At 66.3% G+C, this 20,450-nt stretch carries 23 protein-coding genes; 7 read left to right on the top strand and 16 right to left on the bottom strand.

Annotated features, from left to right (window positions below; all coding sequences use genetic code 11):
* Positions 1-2: 2 nt before the first annotated feature.
* The 4 genes from AB4Z44_RS17815 to infA form a co-directional block, all read right to left on the bottom strand.
* The gene (locus AB4Z44_RS17815; protein WP_404711016.1) at positions 3-215 is read right to left on the bottom strand and encodes a DNA gyrase inhibitor YacG; all 213 of its coding nucleotides are present in this window, start codon (positions 213-215) and stop codon (positions 3-5) included.
* Positions 193-1,194, bottom strand: a complete 1,002-nt coding sequence (locus AB4Z44_RS17820) for a ribonuclease (protein ID WP_404711017.1) — start codon at positions 1,192-1,194, stop codon at positions 193-195. The genes AB4Z44_RS17815 and AB4Z44_RS17820 overlap by 23 nt, the downstream gene beginning before the upstream one ends.
* Positions 1,187-1,759: a Maf family protein gene (locus tag AB4Z44_RS17825; protein ID WP_404711018.1), complete on the bottom strand. Its 573-nt coding sequence runs from the start codon at positions 1,757-1,759 to the stop codon at positions 1,187-1,189. The genes AB4Z44_RS17820 and AB4Z44_RS17825 overlap by 8 nt, the downstream gene beginning before the upstream one ends.
* 63 nt (positions 1,760-1,822) lie before the next feature.
* On the bottom strand, positions 1,823-2,041 hold the full coding sequence (gene infA / locus AB4Z44_RS17830) for a translation initiation factor IF-1 (RefSeq protein WP_404711019.1): 219 nt from the start codon (positions 2,039-2,041) through the stop codon (positions 1,823-1,825).
* Positions 2,042-2,194: 153 nt separating this feature from the next.
* Here infA and pdeM point away from each other — a divergent pair, with 153 nt between their 5' ends.
* The gene (gene pdeM / locus AB4Z44_RS17835; RefSeq protein WP_404711020.1) at positions 2,195-2,857 is read left to right on the top strand and encodes a ligase-associated DNA damage response endonuclease PdeM; all 663 of its coding nucleotides are present in this window, start codon (positions 2,195-2,197) and stop codon (positions 2,855-2,857) included.
* Positions 2,858-2,874: 17 nt separating this feature from the next.
* Here pdeM and msrA read toward each other — a convergent pair whose 3' ends face one another.
* The 3 genes from msrA to pabB all read right to left on the bottom strand — a co-directional run bounded on the left by msrA (position 2,875) and on the right by pabB (position 6,689).
* Complete coding sequence (msrA, locus tag AB4Z44_RS17840) at positions 2,875-3,573, bottom strand: peptide-methionine (S)-S-oxide reductase MsrA (protein WP_404711021.1); 699 nt, start codon at positions 3,571-3,573, stop codon at positions 2,875-2,877.
* Positions 3,574-3,660: 87 nt separating this feature from the next.
* Positions 3,661-4,863, bottom strand: coding sequence for a pyridoxal phosphate-dependent aminotransferase (locus tag AB4Z44_RS17845; RefSeq protein ID WP_404711022.1), 1,203 nt, complete (start codon positions 4,861-4,863; stop codon positions 3,661-3,663).
* Between the two features lie 62 nt (positions 4,864-4,925).
* Positions 4,926-6,689 carry an aminodeoxychorismate synthase component I gene (gene pabB, locus AB4Z44_RS17850; protein WP_404711023.1) on the bottom strand — a complete coding sequence of 588 codons (1,764 nt, stop codon included), beginning with the start codon at positions 6,687-6,689 and terminating at the stop codon, positions 4,926-4,928.
* Between the two features lie 95 nt (positions 6,690-6,784).
* On the opposite strand from pabB, the gene AB4Z44_RS17855 reads away from it, so the two are divergent.
* From AB4Z44_RS17855 to AB4Z44_RS17865, 3 genes are all read left to right on the top strand, one after another.
* Positions 6,785-7,456, top strand: coding sequence for an MBL fold metallo-hydrolase (locus AB4Z44_RS17855; RefSeq protein ID WP_404711024.1), 672 nt, complete (start codon positions 6,785-6,787; stop codon positions 7,454-7,456).
* 79 nt (positions 7,457-7,535) lie between these two features.
* Positions 7,536-8,750, top strand: coding sequence for a toxic anion resistance protein (locus AB4Z44_RS17860; protein WP_404711025.1), 1,215 nt, complete (start codon positions 7,536-7,538; stop codon positions 8,748-8,750).
* On the top strand, positions 8,750-9,457 hold the full coding sequence (locus AB4Z44_RS17865; protein ID WP_404711026.1) for a hypothetical protein: 708 nt from the start codon (positions 8,750-8,752) through the stop codon (positions 9,455-9,457). Before AB4Z44_RS17860 ends, AB4Z44_RS17865 begins: the two co-directional genes overlap by 1 nt.
* A gap of 148 nt (positions 9,458-9,605) precedes the next feature.
* Here the strand turns inward: AB4Z44_RS17865 and AB4Z44_RS17870 are convergent, their stop codons facing one another.
* The 5 genes from AB4Z44_RS17870 to AB4Z44_RS17890 form a co-directional block, all read right to left on the bottom strand.
* Positions 9,606-10,403, bottom strand: a complete 798-nt coding sequence (locus tag AB4Z44_RS17870; RefSeq protein WP_404711027.1) for a CmcJ/NvfI family oxidoreductase — start codon at positions 10,401-10,403, stop codon at positions 9,606-9,608.
* A gap of 82 nt (positions 10,404-10,485) precedes the next feature.
* A complete protein-coding gene (gene holA / locus AB4Z44_RS17875; RefSeq protein ID WP_404711028.1) occupies positions 10,486-11,511 on the bottom strand; it encodes a DNA polymerase III subunit delta in 1,026 nt (341 codons plus the stop codon).
* Positions 11,508-12,026: an LPS assembly lipoprotein LptE gene (gene lptE, locus AB4Z44_RS17880; protein WP_404711029.1), complete on the bottom strand. Its 519-nt coding sequence runs from the start codon at positions 12,024-12,026 to the stop codon at positions 11,508-11,510. The genes holA and lptE overlap by 4 nt, the downstream gene beginning before the upstream one ends.
* Positions 12,023-14,626 (bottom strand): leucine--tRNA ligase, encoded by a 2,604-nt coding sequence (leuS, locus tag AB4Z44_RS17885; RefSeq protein ID WP_404711030.1) that lies wholly within the window; start codon positions 14,624-14,626, stop codon positions 12,023-12,025. The genes lptE and leuS overlap by 4 nt, the downstream gene beginning before the upstream one ends.
* A 10-nt stretch (positions 14,627-14,636) precedes the next feature.
* On the bottom strand, positions 14,637-15,071 hold the full coding sequence (locus AB4Z44_RS17890) for a DUF3576 domain-containing protein (RefSeq protein ID WP_404711031.1): 435 nt from the start codon (positions 15,069-15,071) through the stop codon (positions 14,637-14,639).
* Between the two features lie 194 nt (positions 15,072-15,265).
* On the opposite strand from AB4Z44_RS17890, the gene AB4Z44_RS17895 reads away from it, so the two are divergent.
* Positions 15,266-16,003, top strand: a complete 738-nt coding sequence (locus tag AB4Z44_RS17895; protein WP_404711032.1) for a hypothetical protein — start codon at positions 15,266-15,268, stop codon at positions 16,001-16,003.
* Between the two features lie 56 nt (positions 16,004-16,059).
* On the opposite strand, the gene AB4Z44_RS17900 is transcribed toward AB4Z44_RS17895, so the two are convergent.
* The gene (locus tag AB4Z44_RS17900) at positions 16,060-16,653 is read right to left on the bottom strand and encodes a thiamine phosphate synthase (protein WP_404711033.1); all 594 of its coding nucleotides are present in this window, start codon (positions 16,651-16,653) and stop codon (positions 16,060-16,062) included.
* A gap of 22 nt (positions 16,654-16,675) precedes the next feature.
* Here AB4Z44_RS17900 and AB4Z44_RS17905 point away from each other — a divergent pair, with 22 nt between their 5' ends.
* A complete protein-coding gene (locus tag AB4Z44_RS17905; RefSeq protein ID WP_404714269.1) occupies positions 16,676-17,353 on the top strand; it encodes a YggS family pyridoxal phosphate-dependent enzyme in 678 nt (225 codons plus the stop codon).
* The gene (locus tag AB4Z44_RS17910) at positions 17,350-18,030 is read left to right on the top strand and encodes an HAD family hydrolase (protein WP_404711034.1); all 681 of its coding nucleotides are present in this window, start codon (positions 17,350-17,352) and stop codon (positions 18,028-18,030) included. Before AB4Z44_RS17905 ends, AB4Z44_RS17910 begins: the two co-directional genes overlap by 4 nt.
* Here the strand turns inward: AB4Z44_RS17910 and AB4Z44_RS17915 are convergent.
* The 3 genes from AB4Z44_RS17915 to AB4Z44_RS17925 are packed head-to-tail and all read right to left on the bottom strand — an operon-like array spanning position 17,994 to position 20,355.
* On the bottom strand, positions 17,994-18,464 hold the full coding sequence (locus tag AB4Z44_RS17915) for a L,D-transpeptidase (RefSeq protein WP_404714270.1): 471 nt from the start codon (positions 18,462-18,464) through the stop codon (positions 17,994-17,996). The two genes, AB4Z44_RS17910 and AB4Z44_RS17915, sit on opposite strands and share 37 nt — an antisense overlap.
* 29 nt (positions 18,465-18,493) lie before the next feature.
* Positions 18,494-19,555, bottom strand: a complete 1,062-nt coding sequence (gene ribA, locus AB4Z44_RS17920; protein WP_404711035.1) for a GTP cyclohydrolase II — start codon at positions 19,553-19,555, stop codon at positions 18,494-18,496.
* Positions 19,552-20,355 (bottom strand): exodeoxyribonuclease III, encoded by an 804-nt coding sequence (locus AB4Z44_RS17925; protein ID WP_404711036.1) that lies wholly within the window; start codon positions 20,353-20,355, stop codon positions 19,552-19,554. Before AB4Z44_RS17925 ends, ribA begins: the two co-directional genes overlap by 4 nt.
* Positions 20,356-20,450: the final 95 nt, after the last annotated feature.

Here is a 20,450-nt window from a genome sequence, read left to right on the forward strand (position 1 = left end):
GCTTAGCTGTCCAGCCCGCTATCGTTCAAATCTTTGGCATCCTCGTCCTCGACCGGCGCGCCGGGGATCCGATAGCCCTCCGAAAGCCACTCGATCAGGTCGCGGTCGCGGCAGCCCTGGCTGCAGAAGGGGCGGTGCGCGGCGACTGTAGGCTGCCCGCAATAGGGACAGGTCGTGCCGCGCGATGCGCGATCAGGATTGGGAGCGGCTGGCATGTCCCCCAGATATGGCGAGCCGGGCATCCTCCCGCAAGCCAACCGTCGCGCCAATGCGCGTCGTCAGCATATCGAGCCAGTCCTGTCGTGATTCGATTCGGGCGATGACGGCGGGATGCGCCTGGATCGTCAGCGCGCCATGGCCGGTCGCGCGTTCGGCCTGTCGGAGCAAAGCAAGCGCTGCCGCCAGAAGGGGATCGGCGGCAAGCCGATCGGGCAGTGACGGCCGGACTTTGCGGCGCACGATCTGCAGGAAGCCGAAGCCGTTGACCCCGGTGCGCTCGAACGGCTGGGGCAGCACTGCATCGAGCGCGGCCGCAGCAGCCTGGCGCTCGGCCTTGCCGGTCAATGTCGGCAGATCGATGCCGATCGATCCGGCGATGGCGAAACGGCGGATGGTTTCACCCGCCAGTCGCGCGCCTGCGATCGCCAGATCGGCCGCACTGCCCGCGCCGTCGACGTCGATCAGGGTCATCGCCGGGGTGAGCGAAATACGCAGCATGGCCTGCGGGCGTGCAACGATGCCGCTGGCGGCCTCTTCGAGCGCTTCCGACCATCCATTTTGCTCGAGCAGGTCAGGCCCGCGACTGATATGCCGTACCGAAACCCCGCTTGCCGTGATCCGCGCGAGCAGATCGGGCCCGGCCGCCGGCCTTGCGCCGTGTGGGGCGATGCGCGCGCGCGGCGGCTTGACGCCGGTGCCCTCGGGCAGGGCTTCGCGGCTGATCTCCACCAGCAAAGCCGAACCTTCGGTCAGGCCGGCGGGAACGGGGGTAAGCTGCGCCGTCGCGCCATCGGCCAGGGTGACGAGCCCGCGGCCCGAGGCGTCGGCCTTGCGGGTCAGGCGCGCCGTGACGATGGCGCCGGCGCGAGGGCCGCGTTCATTGTCGCGTTCGACCGCCATCTCGACGATATCGCCGCGCTCGACCAGCGCGGCGCGCGCCTCGCCGATACCGGCCTCGTAGAGCCACTCAGCCAAAAGCCAGCCCGGCAGCGATCAGCAGGGCGCGCGTTTCGAACAGGGGCAGCCCCACGACGCCCGAATGGCTGCCGGCCAATTGGCGCACGAACGCTTCCGCCCGCCCCTGGATGGCATAGCCGCCCGCCTTGCCGACGCCCTCGCCGCACGCGGCATAAGCCTCGATCGTGGCCGCCGAGAGAGGGCCGAAGGTGACGATGGTGGTCGACAGCCGATGACGCGCCGTGCCGGCCGCATCGATCACCGTCACCGCGCTCAGCACGCGATGACGCCGGCCCGACAGCAGCTTAAGGCAAGCCCGCACCTGGCCGGCATCTTCGGCCTTGGGCAGGATACGGCGCCCGGCCGCGACGACCGTATCCGCGGCGAGGATGATCGATCCGGGATGGCGCGGCGCCACCGCCGCGGCTTTCTCGGCTGCGATACGCTCGGCATAGCGCGGCGGCAATTCGCCTGGGCGCGGTGTCTCGTCGATATGGGCGGGGTCGACCGCTGCGACCGCGACGCCGAGACGGGCCAGCAGATCGAGCCGGCGCGGGCTGGCGGAAGCGAGGATCAGGCGCATGGGTCTCTGAATATCGTGATTCCCGAACGAGCGGGAATCGTAAGGCCCGGGAGCCGAAACCGCTTATTTGAAACGGTAGGTGATCCGACCCTTGGTCAAATCATAAGGAGTCAGTTCGACCAGTACCTCGTCGCCGACCAGCACGCGGATGCAATTCTTGCGCATCTTGCCGGCGGTATGACCCAGTATTTCATGGTCGTTCTCGAGCTTCACGCGGAACATGGCGTTGGGCAGGAGCTCCACCACCTGACCGCGCATTTCCAGCAGTTCTTCTTTCGCCAAGCGAAGTCCTCAAATATTGAATGTCGAAAAGGCGCGCCGCCTTAGCCGCTGACGGGCGAAAAGGAAAGGCGCGCCAGTATGATATATGGGAAGCCTGCCATCGCGTCGCCACAGCCGGTTGCGTGGATCGAGTCCAGCGCCTTATAGCGGGGCATGGTTCGCTTTTCGTTCTGTGGTGTCGAGCTCGCGGTCGTGGGGGCAGGCGCGCTTTATTGGCCTGCGCGGGAGGCCCTGCTGGTCGCCGATCTCCACCTCGAGAAAGCGAGCTGGTATGCGCGCGGCGGGCAGATGCTGCCGCCTTACAATTCGATCGCGACGCTGACCGAGCTGGCATCGCTTCAAGCCAGCACGCAGGCGCGCGAGATCTGGTGCCTGGGCGATAGCTTCCACGACAAGGCCGGCTGCGAAAGGCTGGGGCTGGAGGCGCGCGAGCGGCTGACCGCGCTGACTCATGCGACCCGCTGGACCTGGATCACCGGCAATCACGATGCGGGGCTGATCGATCATTGCGGCGGCGTGATCGCCGAAGAGGCGGTGATCGATGGACTGGTGCTACGGCACGAGGCCGATCCCAGGGACATACGCCCCGAATTATCTGGCCATTTCCATCCGAAATTGCGCCTGCGCTTCCGCGGGCGGCATGTCGCGCGGCGCTGCTTCGTCGCGAGCGGCACCAAGCTGATATTGCCGGCGTTCGGCGCGCTGACCGGCGGCATGGACGCCGACGATCCCGCGATCGTGCGGATCGTCGGCCGGCCGGCGCAGGCGTTGGTGGCGGTCGAGGATCGGCTGCTACGGTTCCCGTTGGCGGCGTAATCCCGAGCCGTTCGAACTCAACCGTTCACCAGCACCGGCTTTTCACGCCACGATTGCGGGTAGAGTTGCTTGAGCGCCTTCACCTTCGGGATGTCGTTATAGACGATATAGGGCGCGGTCGGGTGAAGGGTCAGGTAATCCTGATGATAGCCCTCGGCCGGATAAAAGGGCTGTGCCTTCTCGATCTTCGTCACGATCGGCTGCTGCCAGATCTTCGCCGCGCGGAGTTGCGCGAGATAGGCGTTGGCCACCTTGAGTTGGGCCGCACTGTTCGGGAAGAGCGCCGAGCGATATTGCGTGCCCTGGTCGGGGCCCTGACGGTTGAGCTGGGTCGGATCGGCGACCACCGAGAAATAGATGCGCAGGAGATCGGCGTAGGAAACGACGCGCGGATCGAACGTGACGCGCACCGATTCGGCATGGCCGGTATCACCCTGCGACACGCGCTCATAATGGGCGGTATCGCTCGAACCGCCGGTGAAGCCCGACACGGCCGATGTAACGCCCTTCACATGCTGGAACACGCCCTGCACGCCCCAGAAGCAGCCGCCCGCGAAAACGGCGGTTTCGGACGTGGCAGTGGAGGGCACGGAAACGGCCGGAACGGGGGCGAGAATGTTGGTCTCGGCCGCGAGCGACTGGGTTCCGGATACCATGGCGACGGCGATGCCGAGCGAAGCGGCGCCGATCAACAGACGTGAAAAGACGGTTTGCATCGACCTACTCCAAAGAACTGGAGCAAATATAATGCGTTTCGCCTGAATGGCGAGTGACGGGGGATTTCCCGTCACTCGCCGGGGATATTATCGCAGCGCCGAGCAGGCGGTCTGGATGCGCTCGCAAGCCTGGGTCAGCAGTTCCTCCGATGTCGCGTAGCTCACGCGGAAGGCCGGCGAGAGACCGAAAGCGGCGCCATGGACCGCGGCGACGCGCGCGTCGTCGAGGAAATAGTTCACCAGATCCTCGTCGGTCGCCATCACGCGGCCATCGGGCAGTGCCTTGCCGATCAGGCCCGACACGTCGGGATAGACGTAGAACGCGCCGTCGGGCCGCGGGCAGTGGATGCCATTGACCTGGTTGAGCATCGACACGACCAGGTCGCGCCGCCGCTCGAACGCGTCGTTACGTTCCTTCAGGAAGTCCTGTGGGCCGTTGAGCGCCGCGGTCGCCGCCGCCTGCGCGATCGAGCAGGGATTCGAGGTCGACTGCGACTGGAGCTTCATCATCGCCTTGATCACAGGCAAAGGCCCGCCGGCAAAGCCGATGCGCCAGCCGGTCATGGCATAGGCCTTGGAGCAGCCGTTCACCGTCAGGGTGCGCTCGTACAGTTCGGGTACGACCTGCGCGATCGTGGTGAACTTGAAGCCGCCGTACGTGATATGCTCGTACATATCGTCGGCCATCACCCACACATGCGGGTGGCGCAGCAGCACTTCGCCCAGCGCCTTGAGCTCATCCTCGGAATAGGCCGCCCCCGTCGGGTTGGACGGCGAGTTGAGGATCAGCCACTTGGTCGCGGGCGTGATCGCCGCATCGAGCTGCTCCGGGCTGATCTTGTAGCCCTGGTTAGCGCCCGCCGACACGATCACGGGGGTGCCGCCGCAAAATTGGACGATATCGGGATAGGACACCCAGTAAGGCGCCGGGATGATCACCTCGTCGCCGGCCTCGACCGTCGCGACGAGCGCATTGAAGAGCGTGTGCTTGCCGCCGACGTTGATGCTGATCTGCTGGGTCGTATAGTCCAGCCCATTGTCGCGCTTGAACTTGGCGACCACGGCGGCCTTCAGCTCGGCGGTGCCGTCGACGTTGGTGTATTTCGTCTTGCCGGCGCGAATCGCCTCGATCGCGGCCTCCTTGACGAAATCGGGCGTATCGAAATCGGGCTCGCCCGCGCCGAGGCCGATCACGTCGATCCCCTGGGCTTTGAGCTCGAGCGTGCGGGTGGTCATCGCCAGCGTGGGCGAAGGGCTTATGCGGCCGAGCGCGGCCGAAATCAGGCTCATGGGGATCACTCTCTTGGCTGAGGCGCGGGCGCTATAGCCCGGTCGTTTCGGCGGGGGCAACCTTAGATCAGTCGCGCCGCGATCAACCCGCGCAGTGCGTTGCCGATATAGAAGCCGTCGCGCAGGTCGCTGGCGGTCAGATCGCCTTCGATGGCCTCGCCCGAGGCGAGCAGCGTCTCGCGCAGGATGCCGGGCAACAGTCCGCGTGCAAGCGGCGGCGTCAGCAATTGACCCTCGCGCGGCACGAACAGGTTGGTGAAACTGCCCTCGGTCAGGAAGCCGTCAGGCCGTTCGAACAGGATCTCGAAACTGCCCGCCGCGTGACGTGCTTCGTCGTAAAAGGCGCGAGCGGTGGTCTTGTGCTTCAGCCGGAAATCGGCCGGATCGACCGGCAACGGTACGATCCGGACCGCGACGGGCGTGGCCGGCTCCGGTGGCATCGGCCGCGCCTCGATCGAGATCGCACCGCTCGGACTCAGCAGCAGCCGCACCCGGCTCGCGTCGAGCAGACGGAAGGTGGCGGCATGGAGCTCATTGCGCACTTCGTGGCGATCGAACCGGAAGCCGAAGGCGCGGGCGCTTCGGCCGAGTCGCGCGATATGGCGTTCGAGCTCGACGATCCCGTCGAGCGGATCGAAGCGCATCGTCTCGATCAGGTCGAACGGGCGTTGGCCGGCGGTCACGAACGCGCCCTTGGCGAGGCATTCGCGCCATTCGCCGTCAGCGGTCGAATCCGCCACCACCGCCGACCCCAGCCCGATCCGCGCTTCATCCGCGCCCTCCTCCAGCACCAGGGTGCGGATCGCGACGTTGAACACTGCCGACCCATCGGGGCCGAGATGTCCGATCGCGCCGGTATAAGGGCCGCGCGCATCGGCCTCGACCGCGTCAATGATCTCCATCGCGCGGATCTTGGGCGCGCCGGTGATCGATCCGCACGGGAAAAGCGCCTCGATCACGTCGATCGCGTCGCGGCCCGGTGCCAGTTCGGCCTCGACCTCGGACACCATCTGCTGGATCGTCGGATAGCGCTCGACCGCGAACAGTTCGGGCACCACCACGCTGCCGGCGCGCGCGACCCGAGAGATGTCGTTGCGCAGCAGATCGACGATCATCAGATTTTCCGCGCGCTCCTTGGGGTCGGCGGCGAGGCGCGCGGCATAGGCATCGTCTTCGGCCGGGGTGCGGCCGCGCGGGGCAGTGCCCTTCATCGGCCGCGCCGCAATGCGCGAGCCTTCGATCCTGAAAAAGAGTTCGGGCGAGAGCGACAGCAGCCAATGCCGCCCGTCATGGACGATTCCGCCCCACCCCGCGCCGCTCTGGGCGCGCATGCGGGCGTAAAGCGCGAGCGGCGAACCCATCGTCGCCACCGTCGCGCGGAAACTCAGATTGGCCTGATAGATGTCACCGGCGGCGATCAGCGTCTTGGTTCGATCCAGCGCCACCTCATAATCGGCGCGGGTGATCAGTGGACGGGGTTGGCCCGCCCAGCCGCCGGCCGGGTCGGGCAGCATCGCCTCCAGCGCGCCGGCGGGGAGTGTTTCGGCCCGCTCGAACAGGCCGAACCATAACAGCCACGGCGCGTCCGGCTCCGAGGAAATGGCGAGCGGCGTCAGCTTGGCATCGAGCGCGTGGCCCGCCTCATAGCCGATCCATCCGGCGGCATGATGGCCTTCGTCGAGCGCGCCGCGCAGCCGTGCCAGCGCCGCACGCACCTCTTCGGGTGTGCGGGCGCTGACGATCTCCACCGGATCGCGGTAGAGCGTCTGCGCGCCGCCCTCACGGGCATCGTCGAGCAGGACGAAGGGGGCATCGGTCGGAAGCATCGTCCGCTGCCTCTGCCCCCTGGCGCGCCGTGCGGCAATGCAGAAGGTCGCGGCCGGCGCTTGTGCCGGGGCCGCATCCGCGCCATCTCCGCCTCATGGCCACCCCCGATCTTCCGCTGCGCGCCGCGATCATTCCGGTCACGCCCTTCCAGCAGAATTGCACGCTCGTCTGGTGCACGAAGACGATGCGCGGTGCCTTCATCGATGCCGGCGGCGAACTGCCGCGGCTCAAGGCGGCGGCGGAGCAGGCCGGCGTGACGATCGAGAAACTGCTCGTGACGCACGGCCATGCCGATCATTGCGGCGGGGTCGGCTTCCTTGCCGAGGATCTTGGCGTGCCGATCGAGGGCCCGCACGAGGAGGATCGCTTCTGGATCGCTGGCCTCAAGGAGGACGGCCCACGCTTCGGGATCGAGGCGCGCCCGTTCGAGCCCGATCGTTGGCTGGTGGATGGCGATACGGTCACGGTCGGCGAACTGACCTTCGACGTGATCCACTGCCCCGGCCACACGCCGGGCCATGTCGTTTTCCACCATGCGGCTTCGCAGCTCGCGTTCGTCGGCGACGTGATCTTCCAGGGGTCGATCGGCCGCACCGATTTCCCGCGCGGCAACCATCAGCAATTGCTCGACGCGATCACGCAGAAATTGTGGCCGCTGGGCGACGATACTCAGTTCGTCTGTGGTCATGGGCCGATGTCGAGCTTCGGCCATGAGCGGCAGACCAATCCGTTTGTGGCGGACAAGGTAATCGGGCGCGGGGCTTAGGATAGGCTTCTCAGCCGTATCACTTGAATAAAACACCACTTGCCCCTTATCTTGGGGACGCCTCGGGTGGAGATGAATTTTGGCGACGACCGCGACCGATACGAAGACAGACGATCTGGTCCTGACCCCGCCGACGCCGGTGCAGGCGATCGCGCCCGCCAAGGCGGCCGGGTTGGTGCCGATCGAGGAAGGCAAGAAATCCGAAATCGCCGAGCGCGTCAGCGTGTTCGTGGATCAACTCGCCGAACTTGATGCCAATTCGCCCGAATTCGGCAAGCGCGTCGATACGATTTCCAATCTCGGCGCGAAGGAGATCCGCGAGGCGGCGGGCCAGTCGAACCGGTTCCTCGATCGACCGGTGCGCGCGATGGACGGGGATAGCGGGGTCGGTGCCGATCTCGCCCAGCTCCGCCGCACGATCGAGGAACTCGATCCGGTCAAGAAGGGCAATCTGCTCGCGCCGCGCAAATTGTTCGGGATCATCCCGTTCGGCAACAAGCTGAAGAATTATTTCGACAGCTATAAGAGCTCGCAGAGCCACATTTCCGCGATCTTGGTCTCGCTCGCCAACGGCAAGGATGAGCTGCTCAAGGACAATGCCGCGATCGATACCGAGCGGCAGGCCCTGTGGGCCGCGATGAGCCGGCTCGAGCAGATGATTCATTATGCCCAGACCGCCGATACGATGCTGGAGAACAAGGCGAACGATCTCGACACGAGCGATCCGGCCAAGGCCAAGGCGATCCGCGAGACCGCCTTGTTCTATGTGCGCCAGCGCCATCAGGATCTGCTGACGCAGATGGCGGTGACGGTGCAGGGCTATCTGGCGCTCGATCTGGTCAAGAAGAACAATGTCGAGCTGATGAAGGGGGTCGATCGCGCATCGACCACCACCGTCGCCGCGCTGCGCACCGCAGTGACGGTGGCCCAGGCTTTGGTCGGGCAGAAACTGGTGCTCGAACAGATCACCCAGCTCAACACCACCACCGCCAACATCATCGATTCGACCGGCCAGATGCTGCGCGACCAGACCGCGCAGATCCACCAGCAGGCAGCCTCCTCGACCATCCCGCTCGAAACGCTGCAGCGTGCTTTCCAGAATATCTACGATACGATGGACGCGGTCGATCGCTTCAAGCTGGAGGCGCTCAGCTCGATGAAGACCACGGTCAACAGCCTGTCCAGCGAGGTCGAGAAATCGCGCGGCTATATCGCTCGGGCCGAAGGCGCGGCGCAGGCCCGGCTCACATCCGGCGCCGCTACCCCCGCCGAAGATCCATTCAAGGCGCTCTGATGGTCAATTCCGATCGTGTCGTCGCCGATGCCGAGGCGTTGCTCCAGCGCGTCTCGCCCGAAGGCCGCCGGCTGGCCCAGCGCCAGCGCGAGCGGCGCAACCGTGCGATGGTGCGCGCCGTCATGCGAATCATCGGTGCGACGCTGGCGATCATGTTGGCCGCCGGGATTGTCGGCGCTTTCGTCCCGATCGGCCAGATGGGCTTCCTGGCCGCCCTGATCCTGATCGTGATCTCATGGGTCGTGATCCTCGCGATGAGCCACGAGCCGGCCGAGACGGTTCAGAGCCTGGCTGCGACCAGCGATGTCGCGCTTTTGCCGCAGAAGACCGAGGCGTGGCTTCAACGTCAACGCCCGGCTTTGCCCGCCCCGGCGCAGCGGCTGGCCGATGGGATCGGCCTCAAACTCGAACAGCTCGGCCCGCAGCTGGTTGGGCTCGATCCACGCGAACCCGCAGCGGCCGAGGTCCGGAAATTGCTGAGCGTAGAGCTGCCCGAGTTGATCGACGGGTACACCCGCGTGCCGCAGAATCTCCGCCGGGTGGAACGCGACGGCTACCCCTCGCCCGACAAGCAATTGGCGGAGGCGCTGGGCGTGATCGACGGGCAATTGGCCGAGATGAGCAGCAATCTCGCGAGCGGCGATCTCCACCGCCTGGCGACCCAGCAGCGCTATCTGGAGCTGAAGTACAAAGACGAGACGGAATAAGATCCCTCCTGAGCGAAGCTCGGGGAGGGGGACCGCCAGCCGTAGGCTGGTGGAGGAGGGGCGGCGGTGTAACCGCCGTCTTCGACGGCGGCCCCGCCACTATCGCTATGCGATGGTTCCCCTCCCCAGCTTTGCTGGGGAGGATTTCTCACTCAAACCAGAACGCGATGCCGCGCGCCTCGATCGACGCCCGCGGATGGGTTCCTTCCGGCGCAGTGGGATCGTTAAACGCGCTGTGCGGCACATTGTGGGCGAAGGCGCGGTCGCTGTCGTTGGTTTTGAACACCAGCGCCTCGTCAGGCGACATATCGCGGAAGTAGAACCAGCGGTGCGCCGGATTGTGAAGCACGCACAGCCCCTCGAACGACCATTCCGGTGCGCCCGGCTTGTCGAACACCGCGTCGGCCGCAACCAGATCGGGGGCCGCGACGCTGCGCGCGTCGCAAACCGCCAGCGGCACGTCTTGCGGCGCGCCCGAGAAGCTACGCCAGACATTGTAGTGACAGAAGCGGCGGACGGTCTTGCCCTCGGGCGTCGAACGCGCGGCGAACGCTTCGGCGGTGGGATCGCTGATATCGATATGAATGAAGCGTGCGGGGCGTGAGTTGTCGAGCTTGCCCGATTTGGCCGATTGTTCACTGAAACGAAGCACGCCCGGGCTGGTCACGACCACTGCATCCGCGCCCGACAATTTCAGGATCAGGTCATGCACCTCCTGCCGGTAGGTGGCACCGCCGGCTCCGGCGGTGAAATCCGCGACGGCACTCTTGTGCGGCACGAGCTGGTAGCCGTCACGATCGAGGGTGGGGGTGTCGGCCGCGTCGCGCATGTCGGTGATCGGCATCAGTCGCGGATCGAGCTCGAGCACGTCGCGGCTCGCATCATTGGCATGATAGCGCGGACGGATACCCATCGGCGCGAGATAATTGATAACGGCTTCGACCATTTCCTGGCTCCCTCTCCGAGAGAGCTTGTAACGTTTGTTATGGTTTGGTGTCGATGGGATCGCGCGCGGTTCGTCGCGGCTTTTACCGCCGCCGCTCGGCTGCTCGCGCTATCGTCAGCAGTTCCTCTTCCACAAGCGCGTGCCCCGGATAGCCCGGCGCCTTCACCTGCCGCTCGGCCTCGGCCAGCCGCTGGACGGCGGTGGCGAGACGGTCCGGGGTCCAGCGCGATAGCTCTTGAGCGATCTGGTCGCGCTCCTTCCAGAAGATGGCGCGGCCCGCGGTTTCCATGACGCGATCGATGCTCTCGCCCAGCGCCATCTGGCTGCGCAATTGCGCCAGTTGAAGCGCGCGACGGCCGAGCGCGCGGATGACGGTGATGCCCTCGACCCCCTCGCTCGCCAGCCGGGCGAGTTCGGCATCGGCCAGCGCGGGCTGGCCGGCGAAGACCGCGTGCGACAGCCGCGAGAGATCGCCTTCTTCGGTCGCGGCACCCAGCGCGTCGAGCGCCTCTTGCTCGACCGACCTTGGCCGATCGGGCGCGGCATCCAGATAGAGGGCAAGTTTCTCAAGCTCGCCACCGATCAATGCGCGATCGCCCCCGGTGGCCGCGGCGAGACGGCGGGCGATGTCGTTGCGTAGTTGCAGGCCCAGTTCACGGCCAAGCGAGACAACGAGCTGATCGGCATCGCGCCCTTCGGGCAGGTAGGACGCATGCGCCAGTGCCGCCTTGTGGCCCTGGACGAGCTTGAGCAGCTTCGAATCCTTGCGCAGCGCCCCGGCGATCGCGGCGACCGGATTGCCCGCGGCCGGCGCATCGAGGAGCGCGGCGACGGCATCGGTTGCGTCGTCGGCTACCGGATCGAGCCGGATCCAGCGTTTGCCCCCGAACAGGGATATCGAAGCAGCCTCGTCCGCCAGCCGCGCAGGATCGCCCTTGAGGGTCTGGCCGGTCAGGTCGATCCGCTCGGCATCGGCGCCGAGTGCCACACCCAACCGCATCGCGAGCGCCTGCGAGGCAGCCTCGTCGGGGCCGTAAAGCAGATAGAAACGGATGGCAGGATCGGCGCTGTCGAGCGCGCGGCGGAGCGCGGCCTCGGCCGGCTTCATTGTGCGGCTTGCGGCGGCTTGCCGTTGTGCGCAGCATAGAGCGCGACGCGCGCGACGATCTGATCGGCCAGCTCTTCGGTCAGCCGTTCGAGCGCACTTTGTTCGGCGGCGATCACGGCATATTCGGAGGTGACCACGTCGATGCCGGCATCCGATCCGGCGGTGGCGTCGAGTACGACCGTACCCTTATCCTGCTCGACCAGGCGATAGCGCGCGCGCAAGGTGCGCCGCTCGCGGGTCACGCTATTGTCGGTGCGGACGCCGAAGCCGGTTATCTGATCGTCAAGCTCGACTTCGAGCCGGTAGCGTGAGGGCGCTTTGCCCGCTGCGCCGATCCGGTCGTTCAACGCATTGCGCACCAGCCAGCCCGATTGCCCGGCGATCGGCGCGACCTCGACCGTCGCGAGCGCATTGGCGACCACCCCATTGCTGCCACCGGCATAGAGCGGATGGAGCCCGCAGCCCCCCAAAGCGAGCGAGGCACCCAGCGCCAGGGGGGCGAGCCACCGCGTCATGCGACGATATTGACCAGCCGATCGGGGACGACAATCACCTTCTTCGGCGTGGCGCCGTCGAGCACGCGCGCGATCTTGTCCGATGCCAGCGCCATTGCCTCCAACGCCGCCTTGTCGGCCCCCTTCGGAGCAGACAACGTGTCGCGCAGCTTGCCGTTGACCTGGACCGCGATCGTCACCTCGTCCTCGACCAGCATCGCCGGATCGACGTCGGGCCATGGCGCATCGGCGATCAGGCCCACGCCACCGGCGCGCGCCCAGGCTTCCTCGGCGATATGCGGCACCATCGGCGCCGCGAGCTGGATCAGGGTGCGCGATGCCTCGTCGCGTGCCGCCGATGGCGCCGCCTTCTCGATCGCGCCGACCAGTTCGTAGAGCTTGGCCACCGCCTTATTGAACGACAAGGCCTCGATGTCGGCGGCAACGCCGGCGATCGTCTGGTGCAGCTTGCGGGTCAGTGCAGCGTCGGCGCCATCGGCGCCGCTCGCCGCCGTCGCGCGCCACAGCCGCTGGACGAAGCGGCCCGCGCCTTCGATCCCGGCGACGCTCCACGGCAGATCGCGCTCGGGCGGGCTGTCGGAGAGCATGAACCAGCGCACCGCGTCGGCGCCGTAATGGTCGACGATCGGGCCCGGATCGACCGTATTCTTCTTCGATTTCGACATCTTCTCGACGCGGCCGACCTTCACCTGCGGGCCGCCATCCTTCAGGAAGGCGCCCTCGCTGCGGCGGTCGATCTCGTCGGTGCCGAACCAGATGATCCGGCCATTCTCGCCTTCGTCGAAATAGGTTTCGTGCGTCACCATCCCCTGCGTGAAGAGGCCGGTAAAGGGCTCGGCGATGTCGAGCTGGCCGACGCGCTGGAGCGCACGCGTCCAGAAGCGGGCGTAAAGCAGATGCAGGATCGCATGCTCCACCCCGCCGATATATTGGCCGACCGGCAGCCATTGCTCGGCGATCGCGCGGTCGAACGGTCTGTCGGCCGGCGCGCTGGCGAAGCGGATGAAATACCAGCTCGAATTGATGAACGTATCGAGCGTGTCGGTCTCGCGCCGCGCGGTCGCGCCGCACCTGGGGCAGTCGACATGCTTCCAGGTTGGGTGCCGCTCAAGCGGGTTACCGGGAACGTCGAAGGTCACATCCTCGGGCAGCACGACCGGCAGCTGGTCCTTGGGAACCGCGACCGGGCCGCAGGCCTCGCAATGGATGATCGGGATCGGGGTGCCCCAGTAACGCTGGCGGCTCACGCCCCAGTCGCGCAGCCGATAGACGGTCGTGCCCTGGCCCCAACCTTCGGCCTCGGCGCGGTCGATCACCGCGCTCTTGGCGGCTTCGGATGCCATGCCGTCGAGGAAGCGCGAATTGACGATCACGCCCGGATCGCTGTCCGCCTCGGCGCCGATCGGATCGCTCGCCTGCTCGACCGATTTGGCGACGACGCGCGTCATCGGCAGCATATATTTGCGCGCGAACTCGTAATCGCGCTGGTCGTGCGCCGGCACGCCGAACACGGCGCCGGTGCCATAATCCATCAGCACGAAGTTCGCGATGAAGACGGGCAGCTTCCATTCCGGATCGAGCGGATGGATCGCGGAGAGCCCGGTGTCGAAGCCCTTCTTTTCGGCGGTCTCGATCTCGGCGGCGGCGGTGCCGGTCTTGCGGCAATCCTCGATGAAATCGGCCAGCCCCGCCGTCGTGGACAGCAACGCCTGCGCCAGCGGATGATCGACCGACACGGCCACGAAGGACGCGCCGAAGATCGTGTCCGGGCGCGTGGTGTAGACTTCGACCGAATCGATGCCCGGCGCGGCGACGCTCGGCGAATCGTCGATGATCGCGCCGCCGATCTCGGTCGGCCCGACGCCCAATGCTGCGCCCGCGACGGCGGGGCTCAGCGCGAAGCGGAAGCGCAAGCCCTTGGAACGACCGATCCAGTTGGCCTGCATCAGCTTCACCTTGTCGGGCCACTGATCGAGCGTATCCAGCCCGTCGAGCAGTTCGTCGGCGAAGTCGGTGATCTTCAGGAACCATTGGGAGAGCTTGCGCCGCTCGACCAGCGCCCCCGAACGCCAGCCGCGTCCGTCGATCACCTGCTCGTTGGCAAGCACGGTCATATCGACCGGATCCCAATTGACCGCGCTTTCCTTGCGATAGACCAGCCCGGCTTCGTACAGGTCCAGGAACAGAGCCTGCTCCTGCCCGTAATAATCGGGCTCGCACGTCGCAAGCTCGCGCGACCAGTCGAGCGCAAAACCCAGCCGCTTCAGCTGCGCCTTCATCGCCTCGATATTCGAGCGGGTCCACGCGCCCGGGTGGACGCCTTTCTCCATCGCCGCATTCTCGGCAGGCATGCCGAACGCGTCCCACCCCATCGGGTGGAGCACTTCATGGCCGGTCATGCGCCGATAGCGCGCGAGCACGTCGCCCATCGTGTAGTTACGCACGTGGCCCATGTGGATGCGCCCCGACGGATAGGGGAACATCTCCAGCACATAGGCCTTGGGCTTGGCGCTGCTATCGTCGGCATGGAAGGAGCCGCGCGCCTCCCATTCCCGCTGCCAGTGCGCGTCGCTGGCGCGGGGCTCGAACCGCTCGCTCATGGAAAGCCGCTCAGCCCGCGCCGTTGCGCCGTAGATCGCGCGCCTTCTGGAGGATGATCTCCTCCAGCTTCTGGTTGGTCGCGGCCTGCACCGACGTATCGACCCACTGGCCGTTCTGCAGGATCTGGCGCGCGGCCGAGACATGAAGCGCATCGGCGCGCAGCTCGGGGTCGAGGATCGACACCGAAACTTTCATCCGCTCGGTCGGGATCGACGGATTGACGTACCATTCGGTCACGATCACCCCGCCATTGCTGTCGGTCTTGCCGATCGTCATGAACGACAGGGTGTCGAGCGACGCCCTCCACAGATAAGCATTGACGCCGATCTGCGTCATCCGCGCCGGCAGCAACCGACTAGCGCTGCTCGCCCTGCCACGGTGGTGGCAGGCAGTGAGCCCGGCGCACAGCATGAGGCCGATGGCGAGGCGGGAAACACGGATCATCTATGCAAAACCTTAGGGGAGGTAAGGGGCGCCGTTATAGAAGCCATATCGCCGGTCGCAAGCCGCGTGCGGCCAGCAGATGGCGGGGCGATTGTGGACAGTTCGCCACAGCCTGTAAAGAATCCGAAACGTTAATGGAACATGCACTCGGCTTCATGGTAGTGAAAGCGAATTCGGGGTTTAGATTAAACGAGATGAGCGTGATTCGGGGCAAAATTGGCGGGTGGGGCGGCGCGGCGGCGCTCGCTGCCCTGTTGCTCGCCCCGGCGACGTCGGCCGAAGCGCGCACCAAGCGCAAGGCTCAGTCTTCGTTCGCCGACAAGCAATCCAACCTTGCCGCCAAATCGAGCACGTTCGGCGCCTTCACGCCGGCGGCGGCGGATCCGCGTATGGCCGCCGCCTTCGCCCGTAGCGGGCTCGGTACCGGGCTGGGCGCGACGCCTTTTCGGTTTACGCCGTCGATGAACAACGGCAGCCCCCGGGCGGTGACGATCGCTGTGCGGGCGCGGATGATCAGCCGTCCGGAAGCCGCCAAGGCACTCGGCCTGCCGAGCGATGGGCTGGCCTCTTCATCCTATAGCCTGGGCGCCTCGATCGGCTGGAAACGTTTCGCTTTCTCCGGCGACGTGGCCAAGATCGGCGACACGATCCTGCCGAATGGCCGCGAATCCGCCGATGTCGGCGTCAGTTTCTTCGGCAAGCGCTGGGAGACCAAGCTCGACGTCTCCGGCGAGCGGTCGCTCAACGACCGGCCTGCGGTCGGTATCGACCAGAGCTGGTCGGTTGGCCTGGGCGGTTCCTATGCGCTCACGCGTAACCTGAACGTCAGCGGCGGCGTGCGCTACAAGACGCAGATCGAGGATCCGCTCCAGCTGAACGACAATCGCCGCGACAGCCAGGCTGTCTATCTGGGCACCACGTTCAAGTTCTGATCAATTCCTCGTCCTAGCGAGGCTGGGATCTCAGGAGGATGTGAGCGGCTCTACTCTCACGAGCCCGGCTTTGGTTTGGCCCCCCCAGCCGGGGTGACGCTCGAGGGTAGAGTCAGCGCATCGATCGCCGCCCAGCCATAAGCGCCAAGCCGCTCGAGCTGTTGGAAACCGCGCGGCGTCATTCCCCCCAAAGCAATGATGGGCGTGGTCGATGGCGCGGCTGCCAGTCCGAAGCGGACCGGGCCAAGGGCTCTCTGGCCCGGATGCGAGCGGGTCAGGAATACGGGCGAGAGGAATATGAGGTCCACGCCTGCCCGGATCGCGGCGATCAATTCGCCGGTATCATGGGCCGGTGCCGTCCGCACCAGGCGGCTTGATCGCGCGACGTGGCGCGATCGGCCATGGGCGCCATCCGCCCGCCAGGCGATGGCGTCGCGGGGGCTGCCGGCCAGAATCAGCATAAGCCGGCGGCGACGGGTGATCGCTCGAACAGCTTCGAAAAGCCGTCGCCGCTCAGGCGCGGGCGTCGCGTAGTGGCGAAAGATTACGCCGGCACCCCGAGGCAGGCTCGCCAACGCCGGCCACAAGGAGTCGCCGATCCGTTCGTCGGTCATCAGCCACAGGCGCGGGAGAGGGTGGCGAAATGCCATAGTGCTCGCCTATAGCGCCGTCATGCCGCTGATCGAAACCTCCACGCCGTCCGCACAGCTCGCTGCCGTCCGCACGTCGATCGCCAAAGCGGCGGCGCTGGCCGGGCGCCCTGCCGAGGCGGTCGAATTGATCGCCATCTCCAAGACGCATGATGCCGCAGCGATTCAGCCGCTGATCGATGCCGGCCAGCGCGTGTTCGGCGAGAACCGCGTGCAGGAGGCGGAGGGTAAGTGGCCGGCGCTCAAGGAGGCGGCGCCCGATATCGCCCTCCATCTGGTTGGCCAGCTTCAGTCGAACAAGGCGGCGCAGGCGGTGGCATTATTCGATGCGATCCACTCGGTCGATCGCGAAAGCCTCGCCGATGCCCTGATCCGTGCGATCGACAGGGCCGGCGCGGCGCCGACCTGCTTCGTTCAGGTCAATATCGGGGAGGAAGAGCAGAAAGGCGGGTGCGCGATCGACACCCTGCCGGTCTTGCTGGGCCACTGCCGCACGATCGGGCTGCCGATTGCGGGGCTGATGTGCGTGCCGCCGTTGCAGGTAGAGGCCGCACCCTATTTCGCGCTGCTGGCGAAGCTGGCGCGCGATCATGGTTTGTCCGGTCTCAGCATGGGCATGTCGGGCGATTACGAGACCGCGGTGATGCTGGGCGCGACGCATGTGCGCGTCGGTACCGCTCTGTTCGGGGGGCGGTCATGAGGTTCGACGCGATCCTGTTCGATTTCGATGGCGTGCTGATCGAAAGCGAGCATGTCGGCAACCTCCAGCTTGGCGAGTATCTGACGCGGATCGGCCACCCGACCACGGCCGAACAATCGATGGCGATGTTCATGGGGCTGGCCGGCCAGGATTTCCTGACCGCGGTCGAAGGCTGGATCGGCCGATCGCTGCCGGAGGATTTCCATACGGATCGCGCGACCGGTGCGGCGCAGGCGATGGCGGAGGGATTGCCCGCCGTCGCGGGGGCGGTGGCGTTCGTGCGCGGCCTTCCGCCCGCGCTGCCGGTGGCGGTGGTTTCGTCGAGCTCGACCGAGTGGATCAACGCGCATCTTGCGCATCTCGGCCTCACCGATCGCTTCGGCGATCATGTCTATTCGGGCCGGGAGCATGTCGAACGCGGCAAGCCCGCGCCCGATCTGTACCTCTTTGGTGCGCGACAGCTCGGCGTCGATATCGCGCGCGCGGCGATCATCGAGGATTCGCCGATCGGCGCGACCGGTGCAGTGGAATCGGGAGCCTTCGTGATCGGGCTGTGCGCCGGATCGCATTGCGGCGTCGGCCATGCCGACGTGCTGCGCGGCAAGGGGGTCCAGATCGTCGCCGACAGCTTCGACGAGGTTCAGCGGATCGTGAGCGAGTCGCCCGGCGCGAAGTGAGGCAGGAGGGCGAGCAGATCGTCCCCGGCCACCGCCACGCAGCCCTCGGTGGTCGCGCGATCGCGCCAGCAGTGAAGGAAGATCGCGCTGCCGGCGCCTGGAACGGGCGGTGAGTCATTATGCCCGAGGATGATGACGATGTCGTACAGCCCATCCTCGCGCCACAGATGCTCGGCCGAACGCGGATGCGGATGGCGGATGGGCTGGTTGTAGGCGGGATCGGCCGGATCGTCCGACCAGCCGTCAGAGGACCGGATCCAGCGCCAGGGCAGGCTGACGCCGGCCGGCATCATAACGCGATCCGGCCGCAACAAAACGCCCCGCAATGGCCACGAGCCGATCGGCGTCGCCCCGTCACCTTCGCGCTTGTCGGCCGCCGATATCGTGCCCGATCGGCCGATGCTGCAGGCGATTTCGCGCCCGTCGGCGCGCATCAGACCGGCGGCCGCATCGACCTCGAACCTCACAGCAGATGCCCGGTCCGGTCGCGCTTCACGGCGAGGTAATGAGCGTTGTGCGGGTTGGGCGGCAACGCGTGCGGCACGCGCTCGATCACGGTCACCCCCGCTTCCTCCAGCCCCGCGACCTTGGCAGGATTGTTGGTGAGGAGCCTGATTCGGTCCTGTCCGAGTAGCTGGAGCATGCGCGCCGCCACGCCGAAATCGCGCGCGTCGATTGCGAAGCCCAGCCGCAGATTCGACTCGACCGTGTCATAGCCCTGATCCTGCAGCGCATAGGCGCGCAACTTGTTGATCAGCCCGATGCCGCGCCCTTCCTGCCGCAGGTAGAGCAAGATGCCCCAACCGCTCTGTTCGATCGCGTCGATCGCGGCATGGAGTTGCGGGCCGCAATCGCATTTGAGGCTGCCGAGCACGTCGCCGGTCAGGCACTCGCTGTGCAGACGCACGAGCGGCGGGCGTCCGTCGGGTGCGCCGATCAGCAAGGCCACATGTTCGCCCGCATCCTCGGGCGAGCGGAAGGCGACGATCTCGCTCTTCTCGGCGCCCGCGATCGGCAGCCGCGCGCGCGCGACGATCGCGAGGCGGTCGGCCTTTTCATAGGTCGCGACCTCCGCCGCCTCGACCGTGACGGCAGCCTTGCCACCCGTCGTCACGAAGAAAGCAGGCAGCAGGCCGGCCAGGCGGGCCAGCGCCAGCGCGGCAGTGGCGGCATCGGCCGTTTCGAGCGGAAGCGTCGGGTAAGGGCCCTTGAGCGGATTGGCGAGATCGTTCGCCGGATCCGCCAGCGCGAGCGCGGCGGGCAGGTCGAGCCAGGGCACGCGCTCGATCAAGACCGGCAGGCCCGGATTGGCGGCGTCGAACTGGTTGGTCAGCTTGAGCACGGCGGCGCGCTCCGCCGATAGCAGCAGGTCGGCCTGAGTCGGCGTATCGAATGCTGCAAGCCGCACGTCGTCGGACGTCTCGACCGCCAGGACGGTCAGCGTGCCGTTGCGTCCGCCGACCGTTACCGGCCAGCCGCGGCGCAACGCATCGATTGCGCGTGCGGGCGCGGTCGGATCGCTCACACCTCGAACTCCGTGACCAGGGGAACATGATCCGAGGGCTTGAGCCAGTTGCGACAATCCTCGTGCACCTGGTGGCGCACTGCTTTCGCCGCCACCTCGCGCGATGCCCACATATGATCGAGTCGTCGCCCGCGATCGTTTACCGTCCAGTCGGGGGAGCGATAGCTCCACCAGGTGTGGAGCCGCGCCGGCGCGGGATAGAAATGGCGGCCGAGATCGATCCAGTCGTGCGCCGCCTGCAGCCGGCCGAGCGCCTCGACCTCGACCGGCGTGTGGCTGACGACGTCGAGCAATTGCTTGTGGCTCCAGACATCCTCGGGCAGCGGCGCTATATTGAAATCGCCGACGATCAGGGTCGGCTCGTTCAGGCACTTCGACCATTCGGTCATGCGCTCGACGAAGGCGAGCTTCTGCGCGAACTTGGGATTCACCGCCGGGTCGGGAATGTCGCCGCCGGCCGGCACATAGACATTCTCGAGTCGGAAGCCGGCTTCCAGCCGCACGCCGACATGGCGCGCCTCGCCATTATCCTGCCAATCGTAACGCCAGCAATCGTCGGAGGCATCCATGAGCGGGATCTTGCTCAGGATCGCTACGCCGTGGTGCATCCGCTGGCCGTGGAGCCGCTGATGGACATAGCCCATCTGGCGGAAGGCATCGGCGGGGAAGACGTCGTCTGCCGCCTTGGTTTCCTGCAGGCAGAGGATGTCGGGCTGCTGTTCATTCAGGAACCGCTCTACGATCCCGATCCGCGCCCGCACCGAATTGATGTTCCACGAAGCGATCTTCAATGCTGTCATGCCCAGCATGTAGCGAGCGACCGGAAGCGAGGGAAGGTTGGCGCAGCGCAGGAAATTAGGCGATGGAAAAGGAAAGGCCCTCGCTCCGGGGGCGG

Origin of the sequence: Sphingomonas sp. MMS24-J13 (assembly GCF_044905095.1) — a bacterium.
In the GTDB taxonomy this organism is placed as follows: domain Bacteria; phylum Pseudomonadota; class Alphaproteobacteria; order Sphingomonadales; family Sphingomonadaceae; genus Sphingomonas_I.

What these genes read in the sequence shown, in the direction of transcription:
- holA (WP_404711028.1), bottom strand. Translation starts at nt 11,511, where the DNA reads ATGAAGCCGGCCGAGGCCGCGCTCCGCCGCGCGCTCGACAGCGCCGAT.
- AB4Z44_RS17890 (WP_404711031.1), bottom strand. Translation starts at nt 15,071, where the DNA reads ATGATCCGTGTTTCCCGCCTCGCCATCGGCCTCATGCTGTGCGCCGGG.
- AB4Z44_RS17870 (WP_404711027.1), bottom strand. Translation starts at nt 10,403, where the DNA reads ATGGTCGAAGCCGTTATCAATTATCTCGCGCCGATGGGTATCCGTCCG.
- AB4Z44_RS17865 (WP_404711026.1), top strand. Translation starts at nt 8,750, where the DNA reads ATGGTCAATTCCGATCGTGTCGTCGCCGATGCCGAGGCGTTGCTCCAG.
- AB4Z44_RS17855 (WP_404711024.1), top strand. Translation starts at nt 6,785, where the DNA reads ATGGCCACCCCCGATCTTCCGCTGCGCGCCGCGATCATTCCGGTCACG.
- pabB (WP_404711023.1), bottom strand. Translation starts at nt 6,689, where the DNA reads ATGCTTCCGACCGATGCCCCCTTCGTCCTGCTCGACGATGCCCGTGAG.
- AB4Z44_RS17825 (WP_404711018.1), bottom strand. Translation starts at nt 1,759, where the DNA reads ATGCGCCTGATCCTCGCTTCCGCCAGCCCGCGCCGGCTCGATCTGCTG.
- msrA (WP_404711021.1), bottom strand. Translation starts at nt 3,573, where the DNA reads ATGCAAACCGTCTTTTCACGTCTGTTGATCGGCGCCGCTTCGCTCGGC.
- AB4Z44_RS17815 (WP_404711016.1), bottom strand. Translation starts at nt 215, where the DNA reads ATGCCAGCCGCTCCCAATCCTGATCGCGCATCGCGCGGCACGACCTGT.
- leuS (WP_404711030.1), bottom strand. Translation starts at nt 14,626, where the DNA reads ATGAGCGAGCGGTTCGAGCCCCGCGCCAGCGACGCGCACTGGCAGCGG.
- AB4Z44_RS17900 (WP_404711033.1), bottom strand. Translation starts at nt 16,653, where the DNA reads ATGGCATTTCGCCACCCTCTCCCGCGCCTGTGGCTGATGACCGACGAA.
- pdeM (WP_404711020.1), top strand. Translation starts at nt 2,195, where the DNA reads ATGGTTCGCTTTTCGTTCTGTGGTGTCGAGCTCGCGGTCGTGGGGGCA.
- AB4Z44_RS17905 (WP_404714269.1), top strand. Translation starts at nt 16,676, where the DNA reads ATGCCGCTGATCGAAACCTCCACGCCGTCCGCACAGCTCGCTGCCGTC.
- AB4Z44_RS17895 (WP_404711032.1), top strand. Translation starts at nt 15,266, where the DNA reads ATGAGCGTGATTCGGGGCAAAATTGGCGGGTGGGGCGGCGCGGCGGCG.
- lptE (WP_404711029.1), bottom strand. Translation starts at nt 12,026, where the DNA reads ATGACGCGGTGGCTCGCCCCCCTGGCGCTGGGTGCCTCGCTCGCTTTG.
- AB4Z44_RS17910 (WP_404711034.1), top strand. Translation starts at nt 17,350, where the DNA reads ATGAGGTTCGACGCGATCCTGTTCGATTTCGATGGCGTGCTGATCGAA.
- AB4Z44_RS17915 (WP_404714270.1), bottom strand. Translation starts at nt 18,464, where the DNA reads ATGCGCGCCGACGGGCGCGAAATCGCCTGCAGCATCGGCCGATCGGGC.
- AB4Z44_RS17925 (WP_404711036.1), bottom strand. Translation starts at nt 20,355, where the DNA reads ATGACAGCATTGAAGATCGCTTCGTGGAACATCAATTCGGTGCGGGCG.
- AB4Z44_RS17845 (WP_404711022.1), bottom strand. Translation starts at nt 4,863, where the DNA reads ATGAGCCTGATTTCGGCCGCGCTCGGCCGCATAAGCCCTTCGCCCACG.